General features: G+C 68.6%; 19 protein-coding genes and 2 tRNA genes. 6 read left to right on the top strand and 15 right to left on the bottom strand.

Going from position 1 to position 21,430, the window contains the following annotated elements:
- Position 1: 1 nt before the first annotated feature.
- Positions 2-451: a type II secretion system major pseudopilin GspG gene (gene gspG / locus IPP98_14710; protein MBL0180346.1), complete on the bottom strand. Its 450-nt coding sequence runs from the start codon at positions 449-451 to the stop codon at positions 2-4.
- Between the two features lie 201 nt (positions 452-652).
- Between gspG and IPP98_14705 the strand changes: the two genes are divergently transcribed.
- The 5 genes from IPP98_14705 to IPP98_14685 all read left to right on the top strand — a co-directional run bounded on the left by IPP98_14705 (position 653) and on the right by IPP98_14685 (position 4,071).
- Positions 653-739: transfer RNA gene (locus IPP98_14705), tRNA-Ser, on the top strand.
- A gap of 32 nt (positions 740-771) precedes the next feature.
- The gene (locus IPP98_14700; GenBank protein ID MBL0180345.1) at positions 772-1,476 is read left to right on the top strand and encodes a DUF4412 domain-containing protein; all 705 of its coding nucleotides are present in this window, start codon (positions 772-774) and stop codon (positions 1,474-1,476) included.
- 107 nt (positions 1,477-1,583) lie between these two features.
- On the top strand, positions 1,584-2,378 hold the full coding sequence (locus IPP98_14695) for an ABC transporter substrate-binding protein (protein MBL0180344.1): 795 nt from the start codon (positions 1,584-1,586) through the stop codon (positions 2,376-2,378).
- Between the two features lie 39 nt (positions 2,379-2,417).
- Positions 2,418-2,507, top strand: a tRNA-Ser gene (locus tag IPP98_14690).
- A 145-nt stretch (positions 2,508-2,652) separates the two neighbouring features.
- Complete coding sequence (locus tag IPP98_14685; protein MBL0180343.1) at positions 2,653-4,071, top strand: glutamate--tRNA ligase; 1,419 nt, start codon at positions 2,653-2,655, stop codon at positions 4,069-4,071.
- Positions 4,072-4,148: 77 nt separating this feature from the next.
- On the opposite strand, the gene IPP98_14680 is transcribed toward IPP98_14685, so the two are convergent.
- The 13 genes from IPP98_14680 to trxA form a co-directional block, all read right to left on the bottom strand.
- A complete protein-coding gene (locus IPP98_14680) occupies positions 4,149-4,778 on the bottom strand; it encodes an OmpW family protein (GenBank protein MBL0180342.1) in 630 nt (209 codons plus the stop codon).
- A gap of 103 nt (positions 4,779-4,881) precedes the next feature.
- Positions 4,882-6,618 carry a M28 family peptidase gene (locus IPP98_14675; protein ID MBL0180341.1) on the bottom strand — a complete coding sequence of 579 codons (1,737 nt, stop codon included), beginning with the start codon at positions 6,616-6,618 and terminating at the stop codon, positions 4,882-4,884.
- Between the two features lie 8 nt (positions 6,619-6,626).
- A complete protein-coding gene (locus IPP98_14670) occupies positions 6,627-7,070 on the bottom strand; it encodes a hypothetical protein (protein MBL0180340.1) in 444 nt (147 codons plus the stop codon).
- Entirely contained in the window at positions 7,070-7,894 is an 825-nt protein-coding gene (locus IPP98_14665; protein MBL0180339.1) for a hypothetical protein, read from the bottom strand. The genes IPP98_14670 and IPP98_14665 overlap by 1 nt, the downstream gene beginning before the upstream one ends.
- Before the next feature lie 61 nt (positions 7,895-7,955).
- On the bottom strand, positions 7,956-9,152 hold the full coding sequence (locus IPP98_14660) for an aminotransferase class I/II-fold pyridoxal phosphate-dependent enzyme (protein ID MBL0180338.1): 1,197 nt from the start codon (positions 9,150-9,152) through the stop codon (positions 7,956-7,958).
- Positions 9,149-9,772: a fumarylacetoacetate hydrolase family protein gene (locus IPP98_14655; GenBank protein MBL0180337.1), complete on the bottom strand. Its 624-nt coding sequence runs from the start codon at positions 9,770-9,772 to the stop codon at positions 9,149-9,151. The genes IPP98_14660 and IPP98_14655 overlap by 4 nt, the downstream gene beginning before the upstream one ends.
- Positions 9,769-12,249, bottom strand: a complete 2,481-nt coding sequence (locus IPP98_14650) for a helicase (protein MBL0180336.1) — start codon at positions 12,247-12,249, stop codon at positions 9,769-9,771. Before IPP98_14650 ends, IPP98_14655 begins: the two co-directional genes overlap by 4 nt.
- 20 nt (positions 12,250-12,269) lie before the next feature.
- Positions 12,270-13,448, bottom strand: coding sequence for an asparagine synthetase B (locus IPP98_14645; protein ID MBL0180335.1), 1,179 nt, complete (start codon positions 13,446-13,448; stop codon positions 12,270-12,272).
- Between the two features lie 110 nt (positions 13,449-13,558).
- Positions 13,559-15,313 (bottom strand): hypothetical protein, encoded by a 1,755-nt coding sequence (locus IPP98_14640; GenBank protein MBL0180334.1) that lies wholly within the window; start codon positions 15,311-15,313, stop codon positions 13,559-13,561.
- Positions 15,310-18,564, bottom strand: a complete 3,255-nt coding sequence (locus IPP98_14635; protein ID MBL0180333.1) for a hypothetical protein — start codon at positions 18,562-18,564, stop codon at positions 15,310-15,312. The genes IPP98_14640 and IPP98_14635 overlap by 4 nt, the downstream gene beginning before the upstream one ends.
- Complete coding sequence (locus IPP98_14630; protein MBL0180332.1) at positions 18,561-19,244, bottom strand: DUF4159 domain-containing protein; 684 nt, start codon at positions 19,242-19,244, stop codon at positions 18,561-18,563. The genes IPP98_14635 and IPP98_14630 overlap by 4 nt, the downstream gene beginning before the upstream one ends.
- Complete coding sequence (rsmI, locus tag IPP98_14625; GenBank protein ID MBL0180331.1) at positions 19,241-20,110, bottom strand: 16S rRNA (cytidine(1402)-2'-O)-methyltransferase; 870 nt, start codon at positions 20,108-20,110, stop codon at positions 19,241-19,243. The genes IPP98_14630 and rsmI overlap by 4 nt, the downstream gene beginning before the upstream one ends.
- Positions 20,111-20,155: 45 nt before the next feature.
- A complete protein-coding gene (gene trxA / locus IPP98_14620; protein ID MBL0180330.1) occupies positions 20,156-20,485 on the bottom strand; it encodes a thioredoxin in 330 nt (109 codons plus the stop codon).
- 40 nt (positions 20,486-20,525) lie between these two features.
- On the opposite strand from trxA, the gene mce reads away from it, so the two are divergent.
- Complete coding sequence (gene mce, locus IPP98_14615) at positions 20,526-20,915, top strand: methylmalonyl-CoA epimerase (GenBank protein MBL0180329.1); 390 nt, start codon at positions 20,526-20,528, stop codon at positions 20,913-20,915.
- Positions 20,916-20,948: 33 nt separating this feature from the next.
- Here the strand turns inward: mce and IPP98_14610 are convergent, their stop codons facing one another.
- Positions 20,949-21,401 (bottom strand): hypothetical protein, encoded by a 453-nt coding sequence (locus IPP98_14610; GenBank protein ID MBL0180328.1) that lies wholly within the window; start codon positions 21,399-21,401, stop codon positions 20,949-20,951.
- Positions 21,402-21,430: the final 29 nt, after the last annotated feature.

The following is a 21,430-nucleotide window of genomic DNA, read 5'->3' as shown; positions in this document are numbered from 1 at the left end:
CCTACTTCCAGCTCTGGATGTCGGCGTCCTCGCCCGAGCCGCCGGGGCGGCCGTCGGCACCGAGGCTCTGCAGATCGTAGCCACCGGGATTCACCTCACCCGGCGCCAGGTAGAGATACGCTGCGCCCCAGGGGTCGAGCGGGATCGCCTTCCGGAGGTAGGGGCCACGCCAATTCGTCGGCGGATCGGCCTGTGGCATTTCCCACAGCGCCTGCAAACCCTGCTGTGTGGTCGGATAGCGGCCGTTGTCGAGCCGGTATGCATCGAGGGCGGTCCCCATCATCTCGATCTGCGAGGTCGCCGTGGCCGACTTGGCGGCGCCGACATGCTGGAAGATGTTCGGCGCGACCATCGTGGCGAGGATCGCGATCACCACGATCACCACGAGGATCTCGATCAGCGTGAAGCCGCGGCGGCTGGAGCGGAGCGGGCGGACGTGAGAGAGTGGCATCGCTCGGTCGGGGTCGAGGTGGGGAGTGCGCTTCAGGGCAGGCCGGGACGTCTTCTGGGCGGCGCATCGGCCGATCCAAGCTGTACGCACGGTGCGGGGACGACGTTCCAGCCACGGTGTTAACGCTTCGATGCCTGACCGGGGCCGGGAGACGCAGCCCCGTTCCGGAAGCTGCCCCACCCTCCTAGCTTCAGGGGCGCAGGCGTGGTGGCAGAGCGGTTGAATGCACCGGTCTTGAAAACCGGCGGGCCCGTGAGGGTCTCGTGAGTTCGAATCTCACCCACGCCGTCCCACAATCTACCCCTCACCAGGAAGGTCCCGTGCGACTCCCGCTTCTCCTCCTCCCCCTGGCCCTCGCGCTGCCGATAGGCGCGCAGGGCTTCGAAGGCACCATGTCGATGCGCGTCGGCGCCCCCGATGGAACGCAGATGGACGTGAAGTACATGATCAAGGGCGACAAGATGGGGATGACGATGCTCGCCCCCGCCTCCGCTGGGCCGATGGCGGGCGCCGAAATCCGGATGATCATCGACCAGGGCGCCAAGACCGCCACCATGCTGATGCCGGCTCCGGCTGCGATGGCCAATATGCTCCCGCCCGATACCAAGGGCATCAAGATGGTGAACCCGATCGGCGCGGAGGCCGCGTCCGCCGGCGATGCCGCCGCGGTGACCTACAAGAAGCTCGGCACGTCGCAGACCATCGCCGGCCTCAAGTGTGACGACTACGAGTCCACCACCGACGGCCAGACGATCCGCAGTTGTCTCGCCTCCAACGTCGGGATGTTCAACTATCCCAATATCGGTGGCGGCATGGGCGGCCGCGGCGGTCGCGGCGCGGCGGCGCCGGCTTGGTCCAAGGGGATCGGGCAGGCCCCGGGCTTCCCGCTCAAGGTGTGGACCACCGACGGCAAGGTGTCGATGGAAGTGACCTCGATCGATCGCAGCGCCATCCCGGCCTCGGCGTTCGAGGTGCCCGCGGGCTACATGGACCTCGGCGGCATGATGGGCGGTCGTCGCCCCTGAGGTGTGCTGCCACGCTTCCCCTCCTCGCGCTCCTCGCCTGCACTCGCGGCGAGGAGCGCGTTGGCGCAGCGGCCCGGCCCGACTTCGAGGATCCATCGGGCAAGGCCGTGGCACTCACCAACCTGCCAGTCCACCGCATCGTCTCCACGATGCAGTCGGCCAACGAGTGGCTGCTCGCCCTCGGGGCGGCCGATCGCCTCGTGGCCCGGACCGACTTCGACCGTCAGCCCGAGTTCGCCCATCTGCCCAGCATCGGCGGCGGGCTCGACCCGTCGCCCGAAGCGGTAGCGGCACTCCATCCTGACGTGGTCATCGGCTGGCAGATCCGCGCCTCGGTCGACCTGCAGACCGCGCTCCAGCCCTTCAACATCCCGGTGCTCTCCTTCGAGACCACCGACACCGCCGATGCCTTCCGGCAGCTCGCCCGGATGGGGGCGCTGGTCGGGAGGCAGCCACAAGCCGATTCGATCGCCCGGAGCCTGCGCGGGGAGCTGGCAGCGATTCACGCCGACGCCTGCCGGGAGTTTTCCGCACCGGAGACGGTCTTTCTGGTGCTCTGGACCGAACCGCCACAGACCGCCGGCGGCGGCACCTGGATGACCACCCTGCTCGAAACGGCCTGCCTGAAGAACGTCTTCGAGGACGAGCGGATCCCCTGGCCCACGATCGGGATGGAGTCGATCACCGCCCGTCAGCCGCGCTACATCCTGACCTCCCGGGGCGACACGATCGGGAAGCGGCTGGCCGAGTTTCGGGCCAAGCCGGGGTGGCGCGACCTCGAGGCCATCAAGGCCGGGCGGGTCATCGAGATCCCCGGCGACCTCTTTGCCCGCGCGGGACCGACCCTGCCGGCGGCCGCCCGGGCGATCGTCGCCGAGCGCCGGCGACTGGCCGGGAGGTAGCGGCTCCGGGCCGCCCCGAATATCTTGACCGCGCCGGATGGAGCGGTGGCCGAGTGGCTGAAGGCGACGGTTTGCTAAACCGTTTTAGGGGGTAAACCCCTAACGAGGGTTCGAATCCCTCTCGCTCCGTTGTTGGGATGTTGGTTGGTGCGGCTGTCACCGTCGCGTGGCACAGCAGGTGAAACGGCAAAGGTGAAACGTGCCCCCGGGAGGGCTCCGTTTCACCTTTCACGTTTCACGACCGCCCTACGACCTTTCGCATGCAAGGATCCTCATGTCGGCACCACGCGTCCGCTTCGCCCCCTCCCCCACCGGCTACCTCCACGTTGGCGGCGCCCGAACGGCGCTCTTCAACTGGCTCTTCGCCAAGCGGACCGGCGGCACCTTCGTGCTGCGGATCGAGGACACCGACAAGCAGCGCAGCACCGACGCGCACACGCAGGTGATTCTCGACGGGATGCGCTGGCTCGGCATCACCTGGGACGAGGGCCCGCTCTTTCAGGGCGAGTACGGTGCGCGCCACCGTGCCGACGCCGAGGCCCTGCTGGCGAAGGGCCTGGCCTACAAGGACTACCTCACCGCCGCCGAACTCGACGCCGAACGCGCCGCCGTGGAAGCGCGCGGTGGGGCGTTCCGCTTCGACCGCAAGTCGATCCACCTCCCGCCCGACGAGACCGCGCGTCGCGAGGCGGCCGGCATGCCGTACGCGATCCGCTTCGCGACGCCCGACGAGGAGATCGCCTGGATGGATGCGGTCCATGGCCGGATTTCGTGGCAGGGTCGCGACCTCGACGACTTCATCATCCTCCGCTCCGATGGCTCGGCGATCTACAACCTCGCCGTCGTCTCGGACGACATCGCCATGGAGATCACCCACGTGATCCGCGGCGACGACCACATCTCCAACACGCCCAAGCAGATCGCCCTCTACCGCGCGCTCGGCAAGGAGCCGCCGATCTTCGCGCACGTGCCGATGATCCTGGGCACCGACGGGAAGAAGCTCTCCAAGCGCCACGGCGCCACCGCGGTCGGCGACTACCAGGACATGGGGATTCTGCCGGCCGCGATGCGCAATTTTCTGGCGCTTCTGGGGTGGTCGCCGGGGCAGGACCAGGAGATCGTCACCGAGGCGGAGATGATCGAGCGCTTCGCCCTCGAGGACATCCAGAAGAAGGCCGCGGTGTTCGACCCGGCCAAGCTCGAATGGATGAACGGCCAGTACCTCTCGAACTTCCCTGCCGAGGAGTTGCTGGCGCCTGTCGAGCGGCAGCTCGGCATTCTCGGTGTGGCGCATGAGGGTCGCGACCTGCTGCCGGTGATCACCGCCGTGAAGACACGCGCCCGCACCATCACGCATCTGGCCGAGCAGGTGGCCTCGCGGATCGACGACAGCCGCGTGGTGCGCGACGAGAAGGGCAACGCCCTCGAGGCGAAGATGGGCGATCGCTTCGCGACCTCGCTGCGGCTTTGCCAGGACGCGCTCGTCGCCATCGCCGCCAAGGCGTGGCATGCGGCGGAGCTCGAGGCCGCGCTCAAGGCGGTCGCCGAGACGCACACCCTCAAGTTGGGTGACGTGATGCAGCCGGTGCGCGTGGCGTTGACCGGCGGCACCGTCTCGGAGCCGGTCCCTGAGCTGCTCGCCGTCGTGGGGCGTGAGGAATCGCTCGCGCGGATCGCGCGCACCATCGGCTAGCCGGACACCTTCTCCTGGTACACCAAGACGGGGCCCGCGAGGGCCCCGTCTGCGTGACGCGAGTGGATCGGTGCCGACTAGAAGCGACGACCGATACCCACGCTCAGCAGCCACGGATCGACCTTGACGGCCGAGACCTTGTTGCCGCCAGCGGTCACATCCGAGCCGATCATGACTTTCTTGGCGTCGAGGTTCAGGAAGAACCCCGGCGAGAGGCGCACGTCCGCGCCAACCTGGGCGGCACCACCGATCGAGCTGCTCTCGAGATCGAGCGGGCCGACGCCCGGCACGTTCAGGTCCACCTTCGAAATCAGGGTGAGATTGCCACCGACCCCGACGTACGGGCGAATGGCCCCGGCCGGAAGGAAGTGGTACTGGAGCATGAGCGTCGGCGGGAGGTGCTTGAAGGTGCCGATCTTGGTGCCGCTGAGTTCGACATCATGCTGCTGCGGATAGGTCAGCACCAATTCAGCCGCGATGTTCGACGTCAGGAAATACGCGATGTCGAGTTCGGGAAAGACCTTCGAGCTGACGGTGATGGCATCAGCCGGAACGTTCAGGGACGGAATCGCGTCGGACTTGTCGGCCGGCGTGAGGGAGAGGGCGCGCACGCGCAACAGCCACGGGCCTTCCTTGGACTGAGCCGAGGCCGGCACGGCGACGGCAACCAACGCGAGCGTGAACAGCAACGAACGGAGCGAACGCATGCCAAGACTCCTGGTCTGGTTCCACTCGGGGGACTGAAGCATACGCAAAACGAGCGCACCATCCAAGCGCGCTCGCATGCGGAATCCGGACTCTTTTGCTCCCCTACTTGATCGTGGCCAGCACCTCATCGGCGACCGCGCGCACGCGCGCCTGGCCTGCGGCAACCTGTGCGGCAAGCCCGTTGCCGCCGACCGCAAGTTCCTGCACTGTCGGCAATGCGGCGACGTAATAGTCGCGCCATGCCTCGACGATCTTCCGTTCCGCGGCGGCATCGCCACCTTGCTGCACTGCTGCGCGCGAGAGCGCGGCCTGCGTGCGCAACTCCTGCATCGCCACGGTGACCAGCTCCGCCAGCGCATCGCCGGCCACGGCCTCCGAGCCTGCCGTCAACAGGAGGCCGGTCGTCAACGCGCAGTTGCCGACGTTGCCCAGCGTGGTGGCGCTCACCATCTCGATCCGGTCCCGATCGGTGTGGTAGTACTGGTCGGTGAAGTGCCAGAAGAGCACCGCCGGAATCTTGTTGCTCAGGAAGGGCGTGTGGTCGCTGCCTCCCTCGAACGGATTCGCCTTCACCACCCAGCCGGTGGTCGCAGCGCGGTCGAGACAGCGCTGCCGTGAGAAGTCATTGAGGAAATGCGGCCAGATGTCGACCTGACGAACGGTCGAGCTTCCCCATTCGGTGTGCTGGTCTTCGCCGCGCACCCAGACCGCCGACGGATCCTTCATCTTTTCGATCAGGAAGCTGCCGCCGGTCAAGGCGGTGTTCTCGCCCACCATGTCGAGCGACATTCCCCACTTCACCCCCGCACGACGGGTGCTGTCCTCGGAGAGATAGCGCGCCGTGGCACGGATCTCGTCGCCCCAGAGGAAGGTCATCGTCCGGGCGGGATTCGCTCGCCCGCCCTTGACCAGGACCGCAGCCGTCCGCGCCATCTCCGCCAGCAACCCGACCCCGGAGGCATTGTCGTTCGCCCCTGGTTCCTGCACGTGGGCAGAGTATACGAAGCGCTCAGTCGGTCGCACCGCACCACGAATCTCGGCCACGAGGGTCCGCTCCGGCGCCACATCGAAGACCGCCTGCACCGTGGCCTGCACCTCGAGCGCCCCCGCCGCGAGCGCCGCCTTGATGGAGTCTCGCGCCGCCGCCGAGAGGTAGATCAGGAATCCCTTGTTCACGGTGTCACGCGACACGCCGGAGAACTGGATCGAGTTGACGTTCTTCGACTGCTGGTTGAACGCCGGCAGCTTCTGCGGCGCGATCACGCCGAGCGCACCGCGCTGCATCGCCCGGGTGAAGAGCGTGCGCGCATTGCCCTCGCCGAAGACGATCTTCCCCTTCACGTCGACCTTGGCGAAGTCGGCGTCGGCCCCGGCGCCAACATCGACGACCGCGGCGCGCACGCCACCCGCCGGGGTCGGCCAGGAATTGGCCGCGAGCATGTTGTGATTCCCCGCCCAGGTCAGCAGCGGCTTGGCTCGGCCGACGATCGTCAGCGAGCCATCCAGCGGCGACCAGGCCGGGGCCGTCATCGGTCGAGACTCGATCCGGTAGGTCAGCCGATCGGTCGACTTGGCGGCCGCCTCGTCGACGTAGCCCGCCTGTCGCAGCAAGGCGGCGACGGTATCAATCGAGGCGTTGAAGCCGCGATTCCCCGGCAAGCGATAGAACTGCTCGACGAACGCCACCGTCGCGAGGGCCTTGGGGCCCGAGAGCTCACGCGCGACGGCGGTGGTGGTCGGCGCGAACGCTGACGGCACCGCCGACCGCTTCGTGCCTTGGGCCGCGAGGGCGGCGGGGAGTGCGAGTAGAGCCACGAACGGAACAAGACGATGACGCATCAGGAGCCTCAGGCGAAGGTTCCGGCGCGGAAGCGCCAGCAGCGGTCCAGGAATTCATCGAGCCATCCGCGCGCGATGAACGCGTCGACGGCAGCCGCGGTCGCGGCAGCGTCCATGCCCCACAGAGTGACGCGAGGCACCGACTCACGAAACTCCGCCTGGATCAGGGAGCGATCGTCGGCGGTCCAGACGGTCGGGAGTTCCTGCCCGAATCGCGCCGAGACGCCATTCACACCGGGGCCGCCGACCGCGATCGTCGGGGCGGTGTGAAAGAGGGGGGTCTCGAACCACGCCTGGTCACTCATCAGCACGGCACGTCGGTACGGATGCCCCGCCCCGCGGGTGCCGATTTCGCGCTGCAGGGCGAGGGCCACCAGCCGATCCGGCGACTCGGCGTCGAGCGAAGCCGCCACAACGACCGCGACGGTCTCGGCCGCATCCACGAGCTTCATCACGGCCTCCCGCTGTCGGGCAGGGTCCGCTGCGCCTTGCGCAGGTCGTATTCGTACTGCTTCTGCTTCCGAAGTTCGGCCACGTTCTTCTTGAACTCCTCGAGGGTGGCGGCCCGACGCGCCGCGAAGAAGAGGTCCTCGCGCATCGCGTTGAGCCGCTTGTTCATCTCCGCCTGCGTCGGGTTCCCCTGCATGTTGATCGGCAGGAGCCCCAGCAGCGCCGTCGGCAACTTGATCGGGCCGATGTAGATCCACTGGCCGTCGATGCCGACCTTCTTGCCGCCGATGGTGGTCGTCCACGACGGTGGCCGATTCGCCGGATTGGCCCGCTCCGCCGCCAGGGCATCGATGTACTGCTGGACCATGACCGCCACCAGCGAGTCGGCCACCTCGTCCATCGACTTCCCCGCGAGCGTCGCCGCAATTTCGCGCGGCGACATCGGCAACGGCTGGACCCAGAGGCGACCACTCCCGTACGCTGGTGTCAGCGGCGATCGGGGGGATGGCGCCGCGGCAACGACCGGCGTCGGCGCCGCGGCGGGCGCGATGCGTCCCGTGTCACCCGGCGCACTCGGCGGGGCGACGGCCACGACCGCAGGCGGTCGGCTCGCGGGGGGCGCGACGACGGCGGGGGACGCCCTCGGCGCACGCTGCACCATCCCGCGCGGCGTCACCGGCGCGAGCGCGATCGGACGGTACCGCATCGGCACTGGATCCGGCCGCATCACCGTCGTGGCCATCGGGGCCAACAACGGCGACGCCGCGCGCTCGGCGGAATCCAGCAGGCTCCATTGCCACCCGACCAGCACGGCGAGGTGCGCCATCCCTGCGATCAGCCAGAGCCCCCATCCCGCCGGCGCGATGGGGGCGAGTTGAAACGCCCGCTCAGCCCTGGGCGAGAGCAACCGCGTCCCGGCACGCCGCGAGGGTGCGCCCAAGACGCGTCACCGCTTCCCGGATCCGCGGCGCAGGCTGCGTGAGGGCAATCCGGAAGAAGCCCTCGCCTCCCGGACCAAAGCCGCTCCCCGCCATCGTCACGACGCCCTCCTCCTCCAGCGCGCGGGTCGAGAAATCCGCCGACGCGATCCCCGGGGGCAACGGAATCCAGAGGTACATCGCGGCGATCGGCACCTCGACCGTGAATCCCTGCGCCCGGAGCGCCTCGACGGCGGCATCGCGACGCACCTGGAGCTCCGCCACGATCGGCTTCACCAGCTCCTCGGCGTGGTCCAGCGTCCACGCGCCCGCGGCCTGCAACGCCAGGAACGGCCCGGTATCGACGTAGCTCTTCACCTTCGTGAGCGCGGTGATCAGCTCCGAGCGCCCGACCACGAAGCCGAGACGCCACCCCGTCATCTGGAACGACTTCGACAGCGAGAAGTACTCGACGGCGACGTCGCGCGCGCCCTCGATCTCGAAGATGCTCGGTGCCACGTAACCGTCGAAGGTCAGGTCGCAGTACGGGTTGTCGTACGCCAGGACGATATCGTGGCGACGGCACGCCGCGACCAGGCGCTGGAGATATTCGCGCGACGCCACGGCGGCGGTCGGGTTGTTCGGGTAGTTCACGAACACCACCTTCGCCCGACGCAGCGTCTCCTCGGGGAGGGTGTCGAGCTCCACCAGGAAGTTGTGCTCGGGGCGAAGCGGCACGACCACCGGTTCCGCACCGGCGAGCATTGAACCGCCGATGTAGGCCTGATAGCCGGGCTCCGGAATGATCGCGACGTCACCAGGATTGCACACCGCCATCGGCAGGTGCGAGAGTCCTTCCTTCGAGCCAATCAACGGCAGCATTTCCGTGTAAGCATCGAATCGCTGGCCGAAGCGGCGCTCCACCCAGCGCACCGCCGCTTCACGGTAGGCGGGGAGCCCCTGCTGGAATCCGTACTTGTGATTGGCCGTGACGTCGAGCGCGGCCTTCAAGGCATCAACCACCGCCTTGGGCGGCGGGCCATCCGCATCGCCCGCACCCAGGTCGATCACATCGACGCCGGCCTCGATGAGGCGACGCTTGATGGTCGGGATCTTCGCGAGAGGATATCCCGGCAGTTGTCCGACCCGATCGCTGATCTGAATCATGCGTCCCCTCCCGCCACGGTATTCCTCAGGATCCCCACGCCGGGGATCTCGACTTCAACGACGTCCCCGGGGTGGAGCCGCCCCACACCCTCCGGTGTTCCGGTCAGGATGAGATCCCCGGGTTCGAGGGTCATGATGCCGCTGATGTATTCGATCAGCACCGGAATCGAGAAGATCATGTCGCTCACGGGGGCGCGCTGCCTCTCTTCCCCGTTGACCCGACCGATCACCTCGAGCCGGGTCCAGTCGAGACCCTCGGCCACCACCGGCCCCACCGGGCAGAAGGTGTCGAATCCCTTGGCGCGTCCCCACTGGCCGTCCGGCTTTTGCAGGTCGCGACAGGTGACGTCGTTGCCGCAGGTGAAGCCGCGCACATACTGCATGGCGTCGGCTGCCGAGACCTTCGAGGCGCGCGTCCCGATCACCACGCCGATCTCCGCCTCGTACTCCACCTGCTGAGAGACCGACGGGATGACAATCGTACCGCCCGGCGCGAGCAGCGCCGAGGGTGGCTTGAAGAAGAGCATCGGATTCTTCGGGATCTCGTTGCCGAGTTCCTTGGCGTGCGCCGCATAGTTGCGACCGACGCAGACGATCTTGCTCGGTTGAACCACCATCATGGTGCCGCTCCGATCCCGTGACGGGCGAAGAAGTCTTCACACTTGCTGCGCACCTGGCTCCAGGGACCGATCACGCGGTCGGCCGGCGGCAGTCCCTCGAGCAACATCATGCCATACCGCTTCGTCACCACACGACGGTCGAGCAGGATCACCACGCCGACGTCCTGGGCGCTGCGGATCAGCCGGCCGAAGCCCTGCTTCAGCTTGAGCGCGGCGTGCGGGAGCAGATAGCCGGAGAAGCCGTCCTCGCCCTGCTCCGCGATCCGCTCCAGGCGGGCCGCAGTGATCGGCTCCGCCGGAACCTTGAAAGGTAGCTTGGCCAGCACGAGGCTGCGGAGCGCCCGACCCGGCACGTCTACGCCTTCCCAGAAGGAATCGGTACCCAGCAGGATGGCGTTGCCGGTCTCGCGGAATCGGCGCAGGAGGTGGTCGCGCTGTCCCTCCCCCTGGACCAGAATGGGGAATCGTTCACCCAGCACCGAACGCAGCGTGACCGCCGCGCGGCGCAGGGCCGCATGCGACGTAAAGAGCACGAAGATGCCGCCATCGCCGGCGAAGGCGAGGTCGTGCACCACGTCGACGATGGCGGCGTCGTGGCCGGCCTCGTCCTCGCGCGGATCGGGGACATCCTCCGGCACGCCGAGCAGGCATTGGGCGCCGTAGTCAAACGGCGACGGGAACACCTCGGCCAGCGTGATCGGGGAATCACTGCCACCAAGGCCGATCCTCGACGAGAGGAAGGAAAAGTCGCCGCCGGTGGCCAGCGTGGCACTCGTGAGCGCCACCGTCTTCACGCGGTCGAAGAGCAGCGCGCGCAGCGTGGGTGCCAGGTCGAGTGGCACCGCGGCCATCTGCAGCGCCTGCCCCTTGGGCCCGGTCCGTTCGATCCAGCGCACTTCCGGCGGACGGCCCACCGCGGGACGCAACGTGATGTTCAGCCCGTCCGCCGCGGAGTCGAGGCGGCGGATGACACCACGGCACTCCATCAGCAACTGCTCGCGACGCTCGGTCCCCTCGGCCTGCGCCAAGCGGTCGGCGATCGTCTCGGTCACCTCGGCAATCAATTGAAATGAGCGGACGGTCGCCTCGAGCTCGTTGGTCAACCCCTCGGTCCAGATCGCCTGCGACCCGAAGGTGTCGTCGAGCCGCACTTGCCCGCTCCCCTGCTGTTCCAGGAAGCCGAAGAGCCGCAGCACCAGGCCCTCGGCGGCACGGCGCGCCTCCGCCACGGCCGGCGCGAGTCGATCGCGGATCAGGTCGAGCGACGCGCGCGAGAGCAGGTCGTCGGCCGTGGCGAGATCGCGCTGCAGCGAGGGCACGAGGCCCTTGCCGTTTCGCTCGAGCCGATTGAGCAGTCGACGAATGCCGCGACTCGACACCTGCACGCCGAGGTGCGACGCGGCGACGTCCTCGAGGTGGTGGGCTTCGTCGAGGATGATCCGCTGGTAGGCCGGCAGCACCGCGGCTTCCATCCAGTTGTCCGACGCCTGGCGGACGGCGAGGTCGGCGGCGAGCAAGTGGTGGTTGACGACCACCACGTCTGCCTGCGCGGCGCGGCGCCGTGCCCGGAAGACAAAGCACTTGTCGAAATGTCGGCACTGCAGCCGCGTGCACAGGTCGGCCTCGGCGGCCACTTCGTCCCACACTTCGCTGGTCGGTGGCGCCGGCAGGTCGGCGAGGGTGCCGTCCTCGGTGTGCGATGCCCATGCCGTGAGGTCGAGCAGCTCCTGCAACCGATCGCCCTCCAGCAGCGACTGCTGACTCGCACTGGCGGTCTCGAGCCGGGCCCGGCAGAGGTAGTTGCGCCAGCCCTTGAGCAGGGCGAAGGTCGGGGTGTGTTCCGCCGTGCCGAGCGCACGGGCAAGCAATGGCAGATCCTTCCCGACCAGCTGCTCCTGCAGGTTGATCGTGTTGGTCGAGATGACGGTGCGCTCGCCATTGGCCTTGGCCCAGGCCAGCGCCGGCACCAGGTAGGCGAACGACTTGCCGACGCCGGTTCCCGCCTCCAGCAACAAGACGCCGCCATCGTTGTAGGCATCGACGAGGTGCGCGGCCAGGTCGCGCTGGCTGCGCCGATCCTCGTAGCCACCCAGCTCCTTCGAGATCGGACCGTGCTCGCCGAGCTGTTCGATCACCTCGAAGGGGTCGAGCTTGATCTCGAGGCGGGCGGTCGGCACCTCCACCACCACGTACAGTCGCTGCCCGGTGTTGTCGACGATCCCGAAGCCGATGCCGTCATCGTGCGCGCGGGCCGCGACGGAGAGGTCGGCCATCGACGGCTCGAGGTGGCCGCTCGGATGGTTGTGCAGCAACATCTCTCCGGCGCGCGCCACGCCCGGAAGCGCGAGCACGCGATCGACGGTGCCGCGCGCGACGACGCGGACGGCCGTGATGATCCGGTCGGTATCGAGCGTGGCGACGAAGGAGACTTCGTTGCCATCGGCGGCGCTGATTTCCCGGCGCAGTGCATCCCGCACCGCCGGCGACAGACGATCGTTCAGGTCTTCAGTTCCTTCTTCTTCGCCGCAGGGAAGAGGACGTTGTTGAGAATCAGTCGGTAGCCGGGCGACCCCGGGTGCAGCGCAAGGTCGGTCGGTGCGTCGCCGATGGCGTGCTGGGGATCTTCCGGGTCATGCCCCCCGAAGAAGGTCCAGGTGCCCTTCCCCCGCGACCCATGGATGTACTTGACCCACGGGGCCCCGAGTTCATCACCCAGCACGATCACATCGGGCTTGAGGCGATCCCGACGAAATGAGGTCGTGAGGCCGAAAAAGTCCGGGATCACCTGCCGGTGGTTCTGCACCAGCATGGTCGCCACCGGATCGATCTTTGCCGAGAAGTTGAAGAGCGTGAACGCCCCGAGCGGTTGCCGCGCCACCCCGTTGACCTGGTGGCCGTCAATATCGCTGAACACCGCCAGCGAGGGCGACTGTTCGAGCGTGGCCCCCTGGAAGGCCAAGGCGGCGTCCCAGTGCATCAGCGACGAGGCGCGCGGATCCATCGGTGTCCCGTCCGCGTAGGCCGCCGCGATGTCGACACCATCGCTGGCCAGTGCCAGGTCGAGCGTTTCGGTCGCGGTGCACATCGCAAAGAGAAAGCCACCGCGGTCCACGAAGCCGCTGATCTTCTGCGCCACGGCGCGCTTCATCGCAGGCACGTTGGCGAAACCGAGTTGCTGCGCCGTCCCGCGATTCAGGTCCATCATCGATTGCAGCCACGGGGCACCGGCGTAGTTCAGGACGAACTTCGAGTATTGCCCCGTGAAATCCTCGTGGTGCAGATGGAGCCAATCGTAGTTGGTCAGCCGCCCCCCGATCACTTCGGGATCCCAGACACGGTCGTACTTGATCCCGGCGTACTCCAGCACCATCGTCACCGCGTCGTCCCACGGGGCAGCGTTGGGTGGGGCATAGACCGCCATCCGCGGCGCCTTCTCCAACGGCACGGCGTCCATGTTGCCTCCTTGCAACTGCGCTCGCATCTCCGCCACCGCGCCGTCGGTCGCCGACTCGAGCGTCACGCCGGCCAACGTGGCGTCCCGCTGCACGGCGTCGCTTGCGGGCATCAGGAATGATCCGCCACGGTAGTTGAGCAGCCACTCCGATTTCTCGCCACGCTCCAGCGCCCGAAACGCCACCCCGTACGCCTTCAGGTGGTCGCCCTGCGCATCGTCCATCGGCACCAGGAATGACGCACGCGCAGACCGTGCACTCCCCCACCCGCGGCGGGGGAGCAACACACTGCCGCCACTGGCGAGAGCAACGCGCAGGAAATCGCGGCGATCGATCATCCCGCACCCCCGGGTCCGGCGGTGCGCCGGAGCGCGTCGCGCAATCGACGGGCCTCCGGTGCCACGGCGCTGGTCGGGAACTCGATCAGCAAGCGTTCGAGCCTCTCGGTCGCCTCCGTCACCTTGCCGGCCGCGGCGTCGAGCTCGGCCAGGGCGAGGCGTGCCGAGGCGGCGGTCGAGGGCGCGGCGATCGTATCGGCCGCGAGCAACAGCGCGCGGGCAGCGGCGGTGTCCCCCTGGGCACCGGCGATCCGTCCGGCGAGCAGACGGGTCTCGGCGCCACCGGCCACCGGCAGGCTGTCGGCCAAAGCGGTCAGGGCGCGCAGCGCCGCCGCGGAATCGCCCCGCTCGAGGTTGAGCAGCGCGGTCCCCAAGGCCGGCACCGAGTCCTTGCCGACCGCCTGCAGCAGCGCGAGGATGGTGACCCGGGCCACGGCGAGCTCACGATCATCGTCGAACGGGCCGGCCTCCTTGAGCAGCGCACTCGCGCCGGCGAGGTCGCCACGATAGAGGCGGAGTCGTCCCCGCAGATCAAAGCCCGGGACCGACGAATCGGTGACCACCAACGCATCGGCCCGGTCGAACTGCCCACCCTTGGCCCACGCCATCGCAATCCGGCGGCGGGCCTGGTCGCGCTGGTCGAAATCGAGTGCCCCCGCCATCGTCGCCAGCACCGACTCGGCCTCCGCAGCCTTCCCCTCGGCGATCAGCACACCGAGCAGCGTTCCCGAAGCGCCCGTGGACGCGCCGGCGGGTGCATTGGCATCGGCGGCGACGAGGCCGAGCAATCGGCGGGCGTCGCGTTCGTTGCCGCCGTCGGCGAATGCCTTCGCCGCATCGAGTCGGGTCCGTGCGGCTGCGGCGCCATCTTGCCGCGAGGCGATGATCTCGAGCGCGCCGCCCCGAACCTGTTGGGCCGGTGGATCGGTTCGGCCCCGCAGCTCTTCGAGGAGCGCGGTCAGCAAGGCGACGCCCTGCGCCCGATCGGCCGGGAGCAAGGCGCGCATCTGCGCAAAGCCGGCCTCGAGGTCACCCCAGCGGACTTGCAGCAGGGCGAGCAGTCGGCGCGCCGAAACGTCACCGTCGCGCAGGATCGTCTCGCGCACCACCCCGCGCTGCGCCGGCGGTGCCTGGCCGAGCAGTATCAGCGCACCGTTTCGATAGCTGGGCGTGACGGCGAGCACATCCATCCACTGCTTCGTTGCGGCCGCGTAGTCTCCGGCCATCTGCAATACCTGGGCGTAGTCGGGGCCGAGCGCCAGCGCGCCGAGGCGCTTGCGCCCCTCCTCGAGTGCGGCCCGCGCCGAGCGGACATCGCGGCCCTCGATCGCCGCATCCGACCAATCGCGGAACGGGGTGTCCTCGCCGGGTGTGGCGGCGGACCACCGCAGGGCGTAGCGCCGAGCCGAATCGACCAGGCCGGCACGCGCAAAGGTCCGGACCGCCATGGAGAGGATCGCGACCGTGGTGGAATCGTGGGCGACCGCCTGCACGGCGAGTGGCAAGAGCTCCCGACTGCGCCCGAGGTTCTGCAGCATCCGTTCGGCGCCGAGCAACGCCTCCCCCGACGCCGGCTGGACACTGAGCGCTTGGAGGTAGGCCGCCGCCGCCTCCGTATCGGCGCCCCGACGTTCGGCCGCCACCGCCCGGGCCAGTGGCTCCGTGACGGCAGGCGGGCGCGGCTGTTGCGCGGACGCACCGCCCGCCCAGCAGGCCGCGGCGAGGAGCACCGCACGAAGCACTCCGCTCATGGCGTGCCCGAACTCAGGCGGCGGAAGTACTCGAGCACCCGGCGCCGCTCGTCCGGATTGAGTCGTTGCAACGCCTCCCATCCGGGGAGCCGAATGTCGTCAGCGCCACTCTTGAGCCGCGGGTCGAGCGGATCGGGGCGCTTGAGGGCACCGTCGGTCGCGGTGGTACTCTGCCGCTCCTTGGCGTCGTCCTTCTCCTCGCCCTGGAGGGTGCGACCGGCGTCGAGCATCTTGCGGAACAGTCGATCCTGGCGCTGCACCGTCTCGCGATCGAGCTTCCCCGTCTCCAACGTCCGGGCGAGCTCCTTGGCCTCCTGGGCGAGCGACCCCGCGCCGGGGAGCATCCCCTGCGACTTCATGCGCTCCAGTTGTTGTGCCACTGCCCGCTGCTGCATCGCCATCTGCATCATCTGCTGCATGCCACTCTCGCCCTGCTCCATCATGCCGGCCGCGTCCTGCGCCATCTTGCCCTGCTTCCCCGCCATCTGCTGCATCTGCTCCATCATCTCCTGCACGCCGCTTCCTGATTGCGAGCCGCTGACATTGTCCCGCGCCCGCAGCAGCGAGAAGGCCGCCACCGCCAGGGCATCGACGCCGTCGCCCGCAAGCTCGGTGGCCGCGCGATAGTTTGGCGTCACCGTCGACACGGCATCGATGGCGCCTCGCATCGCCTGCCGTGCGGCAGCGAGTGCCCCCGCAATCCGCGGCGAGACCAGGGCGTTGGTCGCTCCGGCCGCAATCGCCTGATCGACCAGCTTCCCCGCACCCTCGGCAAGCACCGACTCCTCCGCACGCACCGGCGCGAGGAGTGCGCCCCGACGCAGCGCATCGGCGACCGCCACCTGCCGCTCGGCAAGTCGTGCCGTCTCCGCCAGAATGCGATCGAGGGCCCGCACGGTCTCGGCGCGCATTTGCTTTTGCATCTCGCCGCGTTCCTCACGGATCTTCTGGTCGAGCTGGTCGAGCTTGGCCTGTGCCTGCTCCCCGCCCTGCTGCGCTTCCTGTCGATCGCCCTGCGACGCCGACTGCGCCGCCTGCTGCATCTGCTGTTGCGCCTGCCGGGCCTGCTGCGCGGCTTGCTGCAGCCCTTCCTTGGTCGCGGCGGTCGGCACCTTCTCGGCTGCGCGATCGAGGGCATTCGCGAGCGAGTCGGCCTGCTTGGCGAGGGTGCGTTCCGCCGCCGCCGAGGCGGTGCTGTCGCGACCACCGAGTTGCTTGGCCACCTCCTTCTGCGCCTCGGCGAGCCGCTTCGCCTCCTGCGCCATCGTGGCGAGCGACGTCTCAAGCGCGGCGCGCTTGAAGAGTTCGCGCGCCTGCTCGATGGCGTCCTTGGTCTTCGCCTGCTGCTGGGCCATCGACTGCAGGGCGTCTCGCGTTCGTGGCGCGTCGAGATCGGCCAGCGCCTTCCGCAATTCCGCGAGCTGGGCCTTCAGTTCCGGCGAGATCGCTTCGTCCAGCAGTTTGCGGATGTCGCCCAGTTGCTTCGCGAGCGTTGAATCGGCGAGCCCTTCGCGTTCGGCCGCCTGACGCAGCGCGTCGACCTGGTGCTGCAACTTCGCGGCGTCCTCCATCACCTTGCTCTGCGCCTGCGCAGCCGCCTCGGCCTTGCGGGCCGTTTCGAGCGCCAACGGATCGGAGTCGCTGCTGCCGTTGGCCCCCGCCGGCCGTTGCCGCTCCTGTGCGAGGTCTTCGGTCTGTCGCTGCGCCTGCTTCGCCGCGGCCGCCAGCGAGTCGAGCCCTCGCGCCGTCGTGGCCGTCTGCTGCGCACGGGCCGCGCGCTGTTCGGTCTCGGTCGGGAGCCGCACCAGAAACTCCCGCGAGCGACCACGATGGCGCGCCGGCGCGTTGTCCGTCGCCACGGCGGTGTAGTAGAGGGTGTCCCCTGCGCGCAGCCCGAGTGCCACCAGGTCGAGCGCGCTCGAGAGCAGCGCCCGATCGGTGGTGCCCGTCGGCAACGGTACCGGCAGGCGCGTGGTGACACCCTTGGCCCCACGGCGCCATTCCAGTCCGGCGTCCGTCAGGCCGTGGTCGTCGGCCAGCGCGATCACCAATGGCAGTCGCAACGACGGCGGTGCGACGGTGTCCGCGCCGGGAACGGGAAGGTCGATCGTCGGCGAGCTGTCGGCGACCAGCCGCACCGCGAACGTCGGTGGTTCCCCCTCCAACGCGCCTCCACCAGGCAGGGAGACGCGCAGGGTGTACTGGCCATCGCGCGACGGCTGGACGGACCCCTCGAACGCCATGCCCTGCACGCCCAACGGAAAGGCGAGCGTGCCGCTCTCGAGCCCGACCGCGGCGATCGGCGTGGTGGCGCGCCCACGGAGCCGAAGCGCCGTGCCCTCGGGAAGCACCAGCGTGTCGCCTGCGATCGCGAGCTCCTCGTCGGGGAGCGCGAGGTAGCGCGGATAGATCGCAGTGAGGGTCAACGCGCCGAGAAACGCGGGGAGTCGCACCGTCACGGTCCGCTCCCCGGAGGTCCGTCCACCCGCCTCGGCGCGGGCGACGAGGTCCGCGCCGAGCGGAGGCGTCTCGAAGGTGCCATGGCCGTCGACATCGAGCGCGATGGTATCCTGCCGCCACGCCTCGCCGGCGCTGCGGGTCACCACAACCGCGGAGCGTTGCCCGACTGCTTCGACGAGCAGGGTGGCGCGGGCGCCACGCGCCACGATGCTGTCCCGCACCATCAGCCGCACCGGGGCGGTGAGGCTCCGCCATGCCTCGACCGGCCGCCAGAGGCGCGCCGGGGCCCCGCGCAGCGGCTGCGCGACCGCGAGGGCGACGACGCCCAACACGAGGATCGCGGAGGCGATGCGCGCGCGGTAACGCTCGGTCGCAAGTGCGGGACCCAATGCATCACGCGCGCGGCTGCGCACTTCTTCCGCTCGTGCCGTACCAGCGGCCCGATGGAGGACGTCAGACGTTCCCGCGACGCTCCCGTCGAGCACCGTCGTCAGGGCACCCTGTCGCCACGCGCCGTCGGCCTCGAGCTGTGCCGCGACCCGCCATGGCCCGAGCGCGGCGATCGCGCGACGCGCGGCGATCACGCCCGCCACGAGCAGACTCACCGCGACGACCCACCCAACCAGGATCGTGATCGGGCCCACCACAACTCCAGCGCGCGTCAACCACGCGACCAACGCCGCACCGCTGGCAACCGCGGCGAGCGCGGGCAGCAGGCGCGCCAGCCCGCGCAACCCGCGCAGTGGGCGCGCGGCCGCATCGAGCGCATGCTCCAATGGGGCGTCGCTCATCCACCCCATCCCACGGCGTACGCAAACAGATTCACCCCCATCCGGAGTGCGGCTTCGCGCACCGGGGCGGGATCGTTGTGGACGGCGGGATCTTCCCAGCCATCACCCAGATCGGATTGATAGCTGTAATAGAGGACCAGACGCCCCTCGACGAAGATGCCGAAACCCTGCGCCGGCTTGCCGTCGTGCTCGTGGATCTTGGGAATGCCGGCCGGAAAATCGTAGACCAGGTGGTAGATCGGATGATCGAGCGGTACTTCGACGAAGGGTCGGTCGGGAAAGAGCTTCGCCACCTCGCGACGCCACGAGACATCGAGGCCGTAATTGTCGTCGACGTGGAGAAAGCCGCCCTGCAACAACCAGCGCCGGAGCGTCGCCCGTTCCTGATCGGTGAAGCTGATGTTGCCGTGCCCGGTGGCGTAGAGATACGGCACGTCCCAGAGATCGGCGTCGGCGAGACGCACCACGCGCTCCGTCCCGGCGGTGGGTAGCGCCGTGCGTTCCTCGATGGCAGCGAGGAGATTGGGCAGCGATGTGGGGTTGGCGTACCAGTCCCCGCCGCCTTCATAGTGCAGCCGACCGATCGTCAACGCACTCGCGGCGGGTCGCGCCACCTGCCCTGACGCCGGCGGCGCGAGCGCCACGGCGAGGAGGAGCATGGTGGTGACGCGAGGCATCATGATTCGTCCATGACCAGGCGGTAGGCATCGTTGCGAGGCAGACCAAAGCGGGTACTGACCATACGGACCAGATCCTTCCGAGATTCGCCCGCGGCGAGTCCGTTGCGCACCGCGGCCATGATCTCGGCGGGGTCGGCGACGGGCTCATCATCGCCGAGATGATCGCCGCGACCCGCCAGGACCAGCGTCACCTCGCCCCGCGCGGCGGTCTCCCCGTAGTGCTCCGAGAGGGCGCTCAAGGTTCCCGCGCGAAATTCCTCGTGCAGCTTGGTGAGCTCGCGGCAGACCACCGCCTGCCGTTCGGCGCCACACGCCGCTGCAAGATCGTCGAGCAACTCCGGGAGGCGATTCGCCGCCTCGAAAAGGACGACGCTCCACGGCTCCCCGGCCGCACGCTCGAGCAACCGCTTTCGTTCCACCCCCTTCCGTGGCAGGAAGCCAAGAAAGAGGTAACGGTCGCCAGGGAGTCCCGAGGCTGAGAGCGCTGTCGCGACGGACGACGGTCCCGGAATGGGGACCACCGTGAGGCCAGCCGCGCGAGCGGCCGCCACCAGCTCATGGCCGGGGTCGCTGATGGCCGGCGTGCCGGCATCGGTGACCAGCGCCACATCCCGCCCGGCGGTGAGCACCGCCAGCAGCGCCTCGGCACGGTTCGCCCCGCTATGGGCGTGGTAGGAGAGGAGCCGTGGATGGGCGCCGATGGACGCCAGCAATCCCAACGTGCGCCGGGTGTCCTCCGCCGCAACGGTGTCCACGGTGCGAAGGGTCTCGACCGCGCGCGTCGAAAGATCCCCTAGGTGGCCGAGGGGGGTGGCAACGACGTAGAGGGTGCCGGGGGAGCTCATGTGGGGAAAGAAAGCCGACAGCGGCCCCGGCGTCATCTCGCCGGGGCCGCCGTCGGGGGGCCTGGATCAGGCCAGGTGCTGCTTGATCTTCGCTTCGAACGCCGGGCGGGGCATGGCACCCACCACGGTATCGACGTGCTGACCATCCTTGAAGAAGGCGATCATTGGAATCGAGCGGACGTTGAACTTCATCGCAGTCTGCTGGTTCGAGTCGACATCAAGCTTGGCCACCTTGACCTGGCCCGCGTATTCCTCGGCCAGCGCTTCCAGCGTCGGGGCGATCGCCCGGCACGGCCCGCACCACTCCGCCCAGAAATCGACCATCACGAGACCCTTGGTCCCGGTCACTTCATCTGCAAAGGTCGCATCGGTCACGACCACGGTCTTGCCGCTCATTTCATCACTCCTGACGCACCCGTCATGTTAGGTTCCCACCATGAAGCCTACTATCGCGCACATTGGCATCGCCGTGCCGGACGTGGATGCCGCCCTTCGCTTCTATCGTGACGTCCTGCAGGTGCCAACCCGGGGCCCCGAAGAAGCCGATGGCGCCAGAATCGTGCACCTCGAGTTTGGCGATTCCGAGGTCGAACTCCTCGAGCCGATCCAGCCGGACTCGCCCATTGGCCGCTTCCTCGCCAAGCGCGGGCCGGGCATCCATCACATCTGCTACCGCGTTCCCGACCTCGATGCCGCCCTCGCCGCGTCGCTGGCGCAAGGCTACACCCTGATCGATGCAACACCACGAACAGGAGCTGGCGGCTGCCGGATAGCATTTCTGCATCCCAAGAGCACCGACGGCGTGCTGATCGAACTCACCGAGTAGTGCACTCGCGGAGGAAACGCCGCCGGAGGCGAATCAGTTCCCGGGCCGGCCGCCACCCGAGCAGGCCTGATTGACCTTGCTGGCCGCGTCGAGATCGAGGTTGCGAACAAGCCACCCCTCCTTGCCGCTTTCCACTGCCGTGACCGGCAAGACGACCTTGCAGCTCCCCCGGGCGATCTCGGTCGTGACAATCCGCTCGTTGCCCTTGGCGCCATGCACCTCGGAGAGCGCACGAACCTTGACGCCGTGGAGGTAGGCCTGGATGATCATCATCCGCTTGTCGGTGCCTTCCACACGACGACCGATGAGGCTTCCCTTGTCGGTGCCGAAGAGCTGGCCCATGCGGACCAGATTGCTGTCGGACGCCGCACGGATATACTCCTCTACCGCCTGCGACGCACTGGTCGCCTTCTGGGACTGGGCGGCGGCGGACGACCCGACGGTCAACGCAAGCAGGACAACGGCTGGAGCGATGATGGCGCGCATCGATACCTCGTGGGGGAAAGACTGGTGAA

This window comes from Gemmatimonadota bacterium, from assembly GCA_016720805.1.
Taxonomy (GTDB): Bacteria; Gemmatimonadota; Gemmatimonadetes; order Gemmatimonadales; family GWC2-71-9; genus Palsa-1233.
This window is presented reverse-complemented; position numbering and strand designations above follow the sequence as displayed.